Source organism: Nostoc sp., from assembly GCF_036919575.1.
In the GTDB taxonomy this organism is placed as follows: Bacteria; Cyanobacteriota; Cyanobacteriia; order Cyanobacteriales; family Nostocaceae; genus Nostoc.
In genome coordinates this window covers 13,148-25,997 of record NZ_JBALBY010000011.1, presented here as the reverse complement: position 1 = coordinate 25,997, position 12,850 = coordinate 13,148, and the positions used below count along the sequence as shown (strand labels likewise).

Sequence of the window (12,850 nt, the reverse complement as noted above, 5' to 3'; positions counted from 1 at the left end):
CCGTGGGTTGTTAAAAACCTTTGATTTTCTCTTAGTCCACGGAGGTGGACTTCGTTTGTATAGCCGCGATTTCTAATCGCCACGGCTAGGTGCAAGATGTGAGGTTTCCGTTACAAGGGAATAATCGCTTTTTAATTTACAACCCTTGGATACGGAATCCAATGTTAATAATTTTCTAACACTGGGAATAATTAAACTAGAACCCCTTTCACGATGGAACGGGGGGTGATGCTAATTTTGTAACTTTATAGTCAAAAATCAATGCCAAATCGTACTGGATACCAAATCAACTCGACTCTCCACGAAGGAATTCAAACAATTATTTATCAAACACAAACACCAAAGACGCAACAGCGAGTTATCCTCAAGCTGCTTAAAAATCAATATCCTACCCTCGAAGCCTTTACTCGCCTGAAAAATGAGTATCAAATTCAGCAAGGTTTAGACCATCCGAATATAGTTAAAGCTATTAGTCTAGAAACCTTTGAAAATCGTTTGGGACTGTTGTTAGAAGACTTTGGTGGCCAGTCTTTAGATAAACTGCTAGAAACAGAAAAACTTGACTTAATTAAGCATTTAAACATTGCTATTCAACTGACTAAAGCTTTAGATTATTTGCATAAGAAGCAGATTATTCATAAAGATATCAAACCTAGTAACATCATCATTAACTCTCAGACAGGTATTGTTAAACTCACCGACTTTGGTATAGCCTCCCGCCTGAATAAGGAAAATCCCCAATTTAATAACCCTAACTGCGTTGAAGGCACACTTGCCTATATGTCTCCTGAGCAAACTGGGAGAATGAATCGTATTCTCGATTATCGCACTGACTTTTATTCTCTTGGTGTGACTTTATATGAAATGCTCACTGACCAAACACCATTTTTTAGCCAAGATCCCCTAGAAATAGTTTATAGTCATATTGCTGTTCAGCCGATAAACCCGCAATCATTAAATTTACAAATTCCTACCGCCGTCTCTGAAATTGTGATGAAGCTGATGGCAAAAAATGCGGAAGACAGATATCAAAGTGCTACAGGATTATTAGCAGATTTAGAATCATGTCTCAACCAGTTAGAAACCAAGGGTAAAATTAATGATTTTGTTCCAGGTCGTTTAGATATCTTGAGCCAGTTATTAATCCCTCAAAAATTATATGGACGTGAAGAACAAGTTAATCAACTCTTAGCTGCATTTGAACGCATTACATCTGGAACTAGTGAAATGATGCTAGTTTCTGGTTATTCTGGTATTGGCAAATCAGTTTTAGTCAACGAAGTTAATAAACCCATTACTCGCAGACAAGGGTACTTTATTTCTGGGAAGTTTGACCAATTAAAACGAAATATACCTTATGCTTCTTTAATTCAAGCTTTTGCTTATCTAATCCAGTATTTGCTGACAGAGGATAATGAAAAAATAGAAGTATGGCGTAATAAAATATTATCCGCTTTAGGAACAAATGGAAAAGTTATTACTGACGTAATTCCAGAAGTAGAATTAATCATCGGTACACAGCCGGAAGTTGCCAAAATTGGGGCAACAGAATCACAAAACCGCTTCAATCATGTTTTTAAAGAATTTATCCAAGTTTTTACTCAAAAAGAACACCCCTTAGTCATTTTTTTAGATGATTTGCAATGGGCAGATTCAGCCACCTTAAATTTAATCCAACTGCTCATAACTGATACCGACAGCAAATATTTATTATTTATTGGGGCATATAGAGATAATGAAGTTAGTCCGGCACATCCTTTAATCCAAAAAATAGAAGAAATTAAGAATAGTGGCACGGTTGTTAATAATCTTGTTTTGCAACCTTTAAATTTAGATAATGTGACTAATCTAGTTGCTGAAACTCTACAACAAGCAGAGTTTACTCATGATGCAGAAAGCAGAATTTTTAAGAATAAAATTATTCAACTAGCTGAATTACTTTGTAACAAAACGGGTGGAAACCCATTTTTCATAACACAACTAATTCAGGCACTTCATCAAGAAAAGCTGTTAATATTTGACTTTGCAAATGCTAAGTGGCAATGGAGTATAGAGGATATACAAGCAATTGGAATTACTGATAAAAATGTAGTTGAGTTAGTTGCCAGCCGAGTTGAAAAACTACCAAAGTTTACCCAAGATGTTTTAAAATTAGCAGCTTGTGTGGGTGACAGATTTAGTCTGGATATTTTATCGATAGTTAATGAAAAATCACCTTCTTTGACAGCAAATGAATTACACTCGGCTTTGCAAGCGGGATTAATTCTGCCTTTAAGTGAAGCTTACCGTATTCCTTTAGTTTTTAATCAAGAAGAAGCGGTTAATTTAAATTTCGATACTTCACGGGTGGGTTACAAGTTCTTGCATGACAGAGTACAACAAGCAGCATATTCGTTAATTCCAGAAGAACTGAAGAAATCGACTCATTTAAAAATAGGCCAATTACTTCTTAAAAATATACCGAAGGAGGAAATAGAAGCTAATATTTTTGATATCGTCAATCAGTTGAATGTCGGTATTGTTAACCTGATAGAGCAATCTGAAAAAACTGAATTGGCACGATTAAATTTAATTGCAGGGCGAAAAGCTAAAGCTTCTACAGCTTACGAAGCTGCTCTTAAATACTTCACAAATGGGATAGAACTTTTAAATATAGACCCTTGGCAAACTGAATATAGCTTAACTATAGGTTTATATGAAGGAGCCGCAGAGGTAGCCTATCTGGGCGGTGATTTTGAGCAGATGCAGCAATGGGCTGAGGTAGTGCAGCAACAAGCCAAAACCCTTTTAGATAAAGTGAAAGTCTATGAAGTACAGATTATCGCTTCTATAATTCAAAGCAAGCAACTGAAAGCCATTCAGATAGCAGTATCAATTCTGCAATTGTTAGGAATAAGTTTTCAAGATGAACCGACATCAACTGATATTCAGCAGGGGATGGATGAAATTTCTGCTTCTTTGAAAGGGAAAGTCATTGCAGATTTAATTAACTTACCATTAATGACTGATCTTAACAAGATTGCAGCTATGAGAATTTTAATGGGAGTTCTCCCCGCAGCTTTTCAAACTGCTCCTGCAATGATGCCAATTATTGTCTCTAAAATGGTCAATTTGTCCTTAAAGTATGGGAATACGGCTGTATCTGCCTATGGTTATAGTCTTTATGGATTACTTCTTTGTGGAGTTCAAGGAGAAATTGATTCTGGCTATGAATTTGGGAAATTAGCTTCTAGTTTGGTGTCACAATTTAATGCTGAAGAACTTAAGGCTAAGATTCTAACGGTTGTTAGCGCCCATGTTATGCATTGGAAAGAGCATATTAGAGAGACATTAACATCATCAATGGCAGGGTATTCTAGTGGTCTGGAAACCGGAGATTTAGAATATGCTGGCTATTGTGGTTACATTTATCCCTATCATTCATTTTGGATGGGTAAGGAACTTTGGGTTCTCGAAAAAGAACTGATGGCTTATTGTGATTCGCTGAAAAAAATCAAGCAACAAGTAGCTTTAACTTGGAACTTAGTATATTTGCAAACAGTTTTGAACTTGAAAGGAAATTCGCAAAATGTTGACTGTTTAATTGGGGAAGCCTACGACGAGCAAAGTATGCTGCCAATTCATCAGCAAGTAAATGACCTTTATACAATTAACCATCTATTTGTTAATAAATTAATGCTCTCTTACTTATTTGGGGAGTATTTTAAAGCTGTAGAAAATGCTGCGATCGCAGAAAAATCTTTAGGTGGCGTTACAGGGTTGTTTGTTGTTCCACTGTTCTACTTCTACGATTCTTTAGCCCACTTAGCAATCTATCATACTGCTAAAGAGTCTGATCGGCAAGCTATTCTGGAAAAAGTCGAAGCTAATCAGCAAAAGATGGAACTCTGGGCTACTCATGCTCCCGTGAATCACTTACATAGATTTTATCTCGTGGAGGCAGAACGATATCAGGTTTTAGGTCAAAAGCTTGAGGCAATGGACTATTATGATAACTCTATTGCCAAATCTCAAGAAAATGGTTTTCTCCAAGAAGAAGCTTTAGCCTATGAGTTAGCTGGAAAATTTTATCAATCTCTAGGTAAAGAGTTAATCCATCAAGCTTATATAACTAAAGCATATTATGCCTATATTCGTTGGGGTGCGATCGCTAAAGTTAAACACTTAGAATCAAAGTATATTTTTCTAGTAGGACAAACTACTACTATAGAAAATACTACTTCAAAAATAGATACAATTCATCTTACCACTAGCACTACTACCAATAGCACCTTGAGCGATTTTCTAGATTTTAATGCATTCATCAAGTTTTCACAAGCGATTACTAATGAAATTGTTTTAGAGAATTTATTGGGCAAGCTGATCAAAATTTTACTAGAAAACGCTGCCGCACAGAAAGCAGTACTACTCCTACTTAAAGATAATCACCTATATATCGAAGCTTCTGGAAATGCTGCTGACGATGTGGTGACAGTTTTACGCTCTATTCCTGTTGAAAACTATCAGGATTTACCGCTCTCTGTGATTAATTACGTTTTCCGAACTCAGCAATATCTTGTATTAAATGATGCCACAGTTGCAGAACCTTTTAACTTTGATATCTATATTCAGAAATCTCAAACAAAATCAATCTTTTGTTTGCCGATTATGTACCAATCACAGCTTACGGGTATTATTTATTTAGAAAATCAGTTATCATCAGGAGCTTTTGTTCCAGAAAGAGTAGAGGTATTAAAAGTTTTAGTTTCTCAAATGGCGATTGCCATAGAAAATGCCAGTTTGTACACAAGGGCGCAAGAAAAATCTAGGGAATTAGAACAATCGATAAAAGATTTACAAGAGGCGCAACTACAACTTATCCAAAGTGAAAAAATGTCTTCTCTGGGAAATTTAGTTGCAGGTGTAGCACACGAAATCAACAACCCCATTGGTTTTATTACAGGTAGTATCGCCCAAGCCAAAGATATTGTTAAAGATTTAATAGACTATCTTCAACTGTACCGAGAAAAATTCCCTAATCCTGGTGTAGAAATTGAAGAAAAAGCCGAAGAAATAGATATAGATTTCCTGCTAAAAGATTTACCAAAAATGATTGATGGTATGACAGTGGGGACACAGCGCATTCGTAATATTAGTACTTCTCTCCGTACTTTCTCCCGTGCTGATACTACCTATAAAGTATTAGCTAATATCCACGAAGGTATTGATAGTACTTTGTTTATTTTACAGCATCGTCTAAAAGCTGATCATAATCGTCCCGCCATTAAAATAATTAAAGATTATGCAGATATTCCATCAGTCAAATGCTATTTGGGACAATTGAATCAGGTGTTTATGAATATTCTAGCAAATGCAATTGATGCTTTAGAAGAAGCAAATATCGGTCGTGGTTTTTTAGAAATTCAAGAAACATATCCTAATATTATTACCATTGAAACTTATCTACAACTAGAGACTGAAAATGTGGTGATTAAGATTCAAGATAATGCCAAAGGAATGACAGAAGAAATTAAAACCTCTATTTTTGAGAATTTATTTACTACTAAATGCGTAGGAAAAGGTACGGGATTAGGATTATCTATTAGTCGGCAAATTATAGTAGAAAATCATGGTGGAAGTTTGATTTGTGAATCAGTCTTGGGACAAGGAACACAATTTATAATTTCTATTCCCATTTTGGGAGAATAATCTCTTATAGCACAATATGATTCAATATAGACGCGAAAATTTGTGTCTATATTGCGTTGCTCAAGAGATAAATTATCTTATACCATTTTCAACAATTTTTGTAACACATGAATTGGCTGTAGGGGCTTATACCGTTTTACTTTAATAATCATACAAATACGTTGGTAGGGGCACAGCAATGCTGTGCCCCTACGAGAAATCTATATGTATCAGGGTTTGTGTGAAATGGTATTACAGATGTACGCTCTTACTTAATCAAATCAACATAAATATAGTTACAATTAGCACTTACAAACTTAACAATTACCTGTTATAACTGATTGTATACATCAATTATTGTGCTAGCTTCATCCTTTAATAAGAAATAAATTTTTCGCTGAAAGTGCAGGTAAGCTCTAGCTTAACCTGCACTAATTTTAGCCTGTTTTAATAAGCTAAAATATTCAGCAAAAATGTGAGTTTGCAGCCAGTTACAAGATGCGAAAATCGTCAAAATTAAGGTGCTTATCCTGTGGAAAAAAGAAGAGAAAATGGGGGAATAGTTTCAAAGGCTATTTCCTTTCTGTTAAATCGCATAACTTTAATTGTGCTTGCAGTCACTTTTGTGCTGTTTATTGGAGGTAAGTTTGAACTAGCAAGTGCAGCTCAACCTAATGCGGAATTTGAAATTCAAAAATTAACATCCTGTTACGCGCTGGGAACTGATGCTATTGGTAGAGGAAATCTCCAACAAGGAAAGAATATTTATCGGGATTGTTTTACTCAAGATGCAGTCCTCACTGCCATTTTTCCTGATGGGGCAACTCAAACAAACTATGGGACAGATTCTTGGGCAGATTTTGTCTATTCAGTATTCCAAGGAAATGGTTATACAGCTACCCAACACTTGATGGGTACGATAAACATTTCAGTTGAAAATAATAAAGCATCGATGACCTCTTATCTCCATGCAACTCACAAACGTTCGGAAACCAGCATTGATGTTGCTAATGGCACTTATGAAGATCAAGTTGTAAACAAAAATGGACGCTGGAAAATTCGTAATCGTACCCTTAAACTCATCGATTTCTTGAACCTCAGTTCCCCAACGACTGCTTCCTCAAGCACTAATGCCCGAAGCGCTAATTCCTCAACTACCTTGGTAATACCAAATATACCTCGCTTAAAATAGTAATCGTTCAGACATGAATGGTACTATAGGAATCATATTTGATTTCTGAAAAAATATCGGTAGTCTTGTAGTGGACTGTCATGGCTTTAATGTTGCAAAAAAATTGCTTTGTTGGGTGGAGGCAAAGCGTAACCCAACATCCTGATAATTAGTTGGGTTGCGCTCCGCTCCACCCAACCTACGTCTACCTTGGTAATACTAAAAAAAAGGCTAAAGTCCGTTTCAACGGACTTTAGCTATTAGCCCTGAACTTGAGTTCTAGGCGGTTTCTGTCTAGAACGAAATAGCCATGAGGGGTGAATTCAAATATTCACCCCTTTTTTTCTCAATTACAGCAGAAATCATGTATTTGAACCACATCTGTCGTAGGGGCACAGCAATGCTGTGCCCCTACCCGCGTGGTCTATTTACCTGAAAATAGCTGTAACCGAAATTTGGTGCGATATAAAACACAGTTTTGCATTCAATAATTTAGTGAATAAAATATCCTAATCTTAGTGTTAGCAAACCTTTGAAGTCACTCTTTATTCTGTTTGATGTATGAGTAGAGAAGTTCGCGATCGCTCTGGGGATTTACAATTAAGCATGGACTATTACCGCCACTTCTATTACTTACAAGAACGACAGTAACGCCCATCCGTGGACAAACCCCTAAACAACTGGTGCTAACAACCCGAAATTCACCCCATAATCCCTCAAATTTTAGACGAGATTTCAACCAATTCTCTAAGTCTTCGGAAGCCGTTGAGCCGGATTGTTCGTTTGCACATTGTGAACACACAAGCAGCAAACCAGACTCCCATCGGGGAGAAACACTGGGAATAGATGTGTCTAATGGGCGAGAATTCAAGGGTGAAGATTGAGGCGATGTCTGCTGAGAATTAGCTGAAAACCTCTTGAAGATACGTCGGAACAATGTCTTAATCCGCCGGATCAGTTTCTTCATGGACGACCCCACTATTTCTCTGACAGAATAATATAAGTTTCCCCTTGAGTCTGTTCTATTTGATCATCTAGTTCCAGCAAGAATCAGCGCTGAAGAGGACATGAGCCTGATTCGCATTTCTAATCAGCTTTGCCATTCCCCTGAAAATTTAACAAATGATCATCATTAACCCAAATTGCTTGTTGAGGCACAGAAATAGAAATTCCGGCTTGATCTAATGCGATTTTTAGGCGGCGGCGAAACTCCCGTGCGACATCCCATTGTTTGAGAGGCTGTGTTTTAATCCAGACCCGAATAATCAAACCGCGATCGCCAAATTGATCTATTCCCAAAACTTGCGGTGGTTCCAAAATTTGATGCTGCCATTGCATTTCTTGACTCATCTTGTCAGCAACAGTTTCGATCAACTTCAAAGCCTGTTCTGCATCGGCTTGGTAAGCGATGGGAACCGTTAAATCGGCTCGTGACCAACGATTAGAAAGATTGGCAACAACTTTAATTTCACCATTGGGAATTGTGATCAAGCGCCCTTCAGAATCCCGGACTTGGGTCATCCGCAGATTCAGATTTTCTACTAAGCCTCCCACGTCTCCAACACTAATCACATCGCCTAAAGCATACTGATCTTCTAGAATGATCAGGAAACCGTTAATCGCATCTTTAATTAAGTTTTGCGAGGCCAGAGACACTGCAACACCAATTAAGCTGGCACCCGCTAGCAAGGGAACAATATCTATCCCCAAGGACACCAGTGCTAGTAAGAAGCCTACTCCGATGCAGATACCAGTAGCAATGCTTTTAGTTACGCCAGAAAATGTGGAAACTCGCAGTTGCAGCCGTTCAGAACTTTCTGGAGTCAATAAAGCACCACTGCTGATTAGACTGCTGGTGAAGCGCTCAATTAAGGCGTAGGTCAAACGGATCGCTACATAGGTTACTAGGAACACAACACCTAATCGCAAAGGAAATTGGGCGGCTGTGAGAATTCCTACCTGAAACCCTCGTGTATAGGGAAATAGACCCAAAATCAAGAAGCTTCCACCTCCCCAAATTCCGGCTTGACTTAGCTCAAACAATCGTCTTTTGACTTCTTGGAGATGCTGCTTTTGGCGTTGATTCAGTTGTGTTGCAATTGGTTGAGCTGCTGCTACTGCTGGTGAAATTGGGGAGTTTAGAGTTCCTCTGGGGGGTTGCGAGGAAAGGGGGTCTAATAATTTCTTTTTGGAGCGCTGTTGCCAACTATATACCCCGCAACTCATGACAATCATTGCCAATCCGATGCCCGCAGCAATTTTACCTTGGTCGATTAAAAATTGAGTTTGTCTTTCTTGCTTTGCTTGTTGCAAGTCTTCTTGTAACGATTCGGCCACTTGATTTGCCGATGTCGATATATCTACCTGTCGCAGTCCAGCATCTTCAGAAGTGATGGTCATCAGATATTGACCGTTGACATAAATTACTGGTAGTTCGTTTACTTTCCGAACTTCTACTTTGACTGCTGTTTTTGCTGGTGACTGAAAGTAATTTTGGCCAATTTTGTGCAACTTCTTTTGAATATCTTCTGAACGCTCAGGAAAGTTGGCTTTTGATGCTGCTATCTGAAATAACCGACGACCATCTAAATAAATCCAGCCTGAAACAACTCGATTATTTGAATCATTACTCACACTGGTGGGAGCTTGCAGCTGCGGTAAAAAAGGAATTTGGGCTGTGGCTTTTGGCACAGACACAACGGTTATGGCCATTGAACTAGCGATCGCCAAAAATTGAAATCGCACTCAAACACCTCCTTGAGTAAAATCTACTAGTGACTACTTCTATAACTATCCTCCGTAATTACTTTGGGTAGATGTACCTATCTAAAGTTAAGGTTTTCCCTGGAGATGATGAAATTTTGATGTTTTTTGCTTTTTATCTATCTTTAGACAGATGACAATGTATTTATAATCAGTAATTAAGGCTGAGAAGAGTTTCACTCCTACTAAAGATAAAACAAAAAAGAAGAACCTGGGGATGAAGTTGACATTATGCTAGTTTTGAGGAATATTAACTACTAATTTGCTTTCTTTCAAGCAAAAATTGCCAGTAGTAGAATAACCTAGTAGAGGGCGTAAATTTTACGTACCTTTTTTAATTTTTTGAGGAAATTTTTGATGACCGCAATTTCTCCCCGATTAAAGCACGAGGTTAAAGACCTCGGCCTAGCTGCCTTGGGAAGACAGCGCATTGAATGGGCTGGACGCGAAATGCCAGTTTTGCGGCAAATCCGCGATCGCTTTGCCCAAGAAAAGCCCTTCGCTGGTTTACGCCTTGTCGCTTGCGCCCACATTACAACAGAAACAGCACATTTGGCGATCGCTCTGAAAGCCGGTGGTGCAGACGCGCTTTTAATTGCTAGCAATCCCTTATCAACGCAAGATGACGTAGCCGCTAGCCTCGTCGTCGATCATGAAATTCCCGTCTTTGCTCAAAAAGGCGAAGATAACGCAACTTATAGCCGCCACGTCCAAATCGCCCTAGATCACCGCCCCAACATCATCATTGATGACGGTAGCGATGTGGTTGCGACATTAATCCAAGAGCGCCAACACCAAATTGCTGATTTGATTGGCACCACTGAAGAAACCACAACCGGAATTGTGCGCCTCCGCGCCATGTTCAAAGATGGCGTTCTCACCTTCCCCGCCGTCAACGTCAACGATGCTGATACCAAGCACTTCTTTGATAACCGCTATGGTACTGGTCAATCGACCCTAGACGGGATTATCCGCGCCACAAATATTCTGCTGGCTGGTAAAAACATTGTCGTAGTTGGTTACGGCTGGTGTGGTAAAGGTACAGCCCTCCGCGCCCGTGGTATGGGTGGTAACGTGATTGTTACCGAAATTGACCCCATCAAGGCAATTGAAGCTGTGATGGATGGTTTCCGCGTTTTGCCAATGGCAGAAGCTGCTAAAGTTGGTGATTTGTTTATCACAGTTACTGGTAACAAGCACGTAATTCGCGCTGAACATTTTGATGTGATGAAAGACGGTGCGATCGTTTGTAACTCCGGTCACTTTGATATTGAACTTGACTTGAAATACTTGGCTTCTCAAGCTAAAGAAATCAAGGAAGTTCGTCCTTTCACTGAAGAGTATAAGTTGACAACTGGTAAATCAGTTGTCGTTCTCGGACAAGGACGTTTGATTAACCTGGCTGCGGCTGAAGGACATCCCAGCGCGGTTATGGATATGAGCTTTGCTAACCAAGCTTTAGCTGTTGAATACCTAGTGAAGAATAAAGGTAAGTTAGAACCTGGTTTGCACTCAATTCCCATTGATGTGGATCAAGAAATTGCTCGGTTGAAGTTGGAAGCTATTGGAATTAGGATTGATACCCTAACACCAGATCAAATTGAGTACATCAATTCCTGGACTACTGGAACTTGATACATTGATTAATTGATTTTTTGGGGGATAGGCTTTTGAGCTTATCCCTTTTTTTGCTATTTAGTGATGTTAAAGAATCAAGTATAATTTAACACAAAGTATTAGGTTAACTTTTTATGTCGGCGAAGGATGTTTTTCATAATACTGTTAAAATAGCTTTATAAAAGGAGAATTGGCAAATTACTCATGATCCTTTGTCTTTTGAACTTACTGAAAAAGTTAAGGTGAGAATAGATTTAGGTGCAGAAAAGTTAATTACTGCGGAGAAAGATAATAAAAAAATAGCGGTAGAGGTAAAAAGTTTTATAGGACTTTCAGCAATTTTCGAATTTCATTTAGCCATTGGCCAGTTTTTAAATTATAAAGTAGTATTAACGCAGAAAGATCCTCAAAGAATATTATATTTAGCGATATCTCAAGATATATATGAAGGATTTTTTCTAGATTCTTTTATTCAAACTGTTTTACAAACTTATGAAATTAAGTTATTAGTGTTTGATGCAAAAAGGGAGGAAATATTGCTATGGATAAATTAGATTATCGAGAAATAGTTAAAAATTTCATTCAAAAGTATGCACAAGAAGAATGTGTAGAAGAATCAGAAAATATCGAAATTGTTTTTGATACTGAGAGGGATGTTTATTTATTATTGGTTACAGGATGGAAAGATGAAAAAAGAATTTATTGGTTTCCCATTCATATTAGTATTAAAGATAGCAAAATTTGGATTGAAAGGGATTTTACAGAAGAAGGAATTCCTCATCAATTAGTAGAGTTGGGTGTGCCGAAAACAGATATTGTTTTGGGTTTTAGATCCCCTTATGTGAGACATTTTACTGGGTTTGCATCGGTTTAGATTTTTAATTTATTGTTTCTATGTCAGCGAAGGATTTCTTTCATAACGCTGTTCGTTTATCTTTAGAGAAAGATGGTTGGTTAATTACTGATGATCCTTTAATATTTATAGTAGATACTATAGAATTTCGTCTTGATTTAGGAGCAGAAAGACTTTTAGGAGCAGAAAAAGAAGGAGAAAAAATAGCAGTTGAAATAAAATCTTTTTTCGGTAAATCAGCGATTAGTGAATTTCATACAGCTTTAGGACAAACACTTAATTACCGTTCTATTTTAAGAAAAGAAGAACCTGATCGTATTTTATATTTAGCAATTAGTTATGAAATATATACAGCTTTTTTTCTGATACCTATGATTCAAGAAATAATTGCTGAACATAAATTAAAATTATTGATATTTGAAAGTAGCAAAGAGGAGATTATTTTATGGAAGGAATGAATTATCCTGAATTAGTACAGACAGTATTAGCAAGACATACAGAAAGTCATTTAGCCAAGGGAACGGACATACAATTAATATTTGATAATCAAAAAAATCACTATTTAGTAATTCATCTAGGTTGGGAAGGTGAAAAACGGACTTATGGTTCGGTGATTCATGTTGATATTAATGATGGAAAAATTTGGATTCAAAGAGATTTGACTGAGGAAGGAGTTGCTAATGAATTAGTAGAGTTAGGAGTACCGAAAACGGATATTGTTTTAGGTTTTAGATCGCCTCATGTGAGACAGTTTACTGGTTTTGCATCTGTTTGATTTT

At 37.6% G+C, this 12,850-nt stretch carries 8 protein-coding genes and 1 pseudogene; 7 read left to right on the top strand and 2 right to left on the bottom strand.

The window, feature by feature from the left end; translation table 11 throughout:
- The first annotated feature begins 261 nt into the window (after positions 1 to 261).
- Together V7K27_RS04510 and V7K27_RS04505 are read left to right on the top strand one after the other, a co-directional pair.
- Positions 262 to 5,688, top strand: a complete 5,427-nt coding sequence (locus tag V7K27_RS04510; RefSeq protein WP_334944729.1) for a trifunctional serine/threonine-protein kinase/ATP-binding protein/sensor histidine kinase — start codon at positions 262 to 264, stop codon at positions 5,686 to 5,688.
- 586 nt (positions 5,689 to 6,274) lie between these two features.
- Positions 6,275 to 6,859, top strand: coding sequence for a nuclear transport factor 2 family protein (locus V7K27_RS04505; RefSeq protein ID WP_334944727.1), 585 nt, complete (start codon positions 6,275 to 6,277; stop codon positions 6,857 to 6,859).
- 517 nt (positions 6,860 to 7,376) lie between these two features.
- On the opposite strand, the gene V7K27_RS04500 is transcribed toward V7K27_RS04505, so the two are convergent.
- Both V7K27_RS04500 and V7K27_RS04495 read right to left on the bottom strand, forming a co-directional pair.
- Positions 7,377 to 7,805: a (2Fe-2S) ferredoxin domain-containing protein gene (locus V7K27_RS04500; protein ID WP_334944725.1), complete on the bottom strand. Its 429-nt coding sequence runs from the start codon at positions 7,803 to 7,805 to the stop codon at positions 7,377 to 7,379.
- A gap of 119 nt (positions 7,806 to 7,924) precedes the next feature.
- Complete coding sequence (locus V7K27_RS04495) at positions 7,925 to 9,583, bottom strand: mechanosensitive ion channel family protein (protein ID WP_334944723.1); 1,659 nt, start codon at positions 9,581 to 9,583, stop codon at positions 7,925 to 7,927.
- 375 nt (positions 9,584 to 9,958) lie between these two features.
- Between V7K27_RS04495 and ahcY the strand changes: the two genes are divergently transcribed.
- From ahcY to V7K27_RS04470, 5 genes and pseudogenes are all read left to right on the top strand, one after another.
- Positions 9,959 to 11,236, top strand: a complete 1,278-nt coding sequence (ahcY, locus tag V7K27_RS04490; RefSeq protein ID WP_334944721.1) for an adenosylhomocysteinase — start codon at positions 9,959 to 9,961, stop codon at positions 11,234 to 11,236.
- A 116-nt stretch (positions 11,237 to 11,352) separates the two neighbouring features.
- Positions 11,353 to 11,772: pseudogene (locus V7K27_RS04485) on the top strand (XisH family protein).
- A complete protein-coding gene (locus V7K27_RS04480; RefSeq protein WP_334944719.1) occupies positions 11,760 to 12,092 on the top strand; it encodes a XisI protein in 333 nt (110 codons plus the stop codon). Before V7K27_RS04485 ends, V7K27_RS04480 begins: the two are co-directional and overlap by 13 nt.
- Positions 12,093 to 12,112: 20 nt before the next feature.
- Positions 12,113 to 12,529: a XisH family protein gene (locus tag V7K27_RS04475; RefSeq protein ID WP_334944718.1), complete on the top strand. Its 417-nt coding sequence runs from the start codon at positions 12,113 to 12,115 to the stop codon at positions 12,527 to 12,529.
- Positions 12,517 to 12,846 carry a XisI protein gene (locus V7K27_RS04470; protein WP_334944716.1) on the top strand — a complete coding sequence of 110 codons (330 nt, stop codon included), beginning with the start codon at positions 12,517 to 12,519 and terminating at the stop codon, positions 12,844 to 12,846. The genes V7K27_RS04475 and V7K27_RS04470 overlap by 13 nt, the downstream gene beginning before the upstream one ends.
- Positions 12,847 to 12,850: the final 4 nt, after the last annotated feature.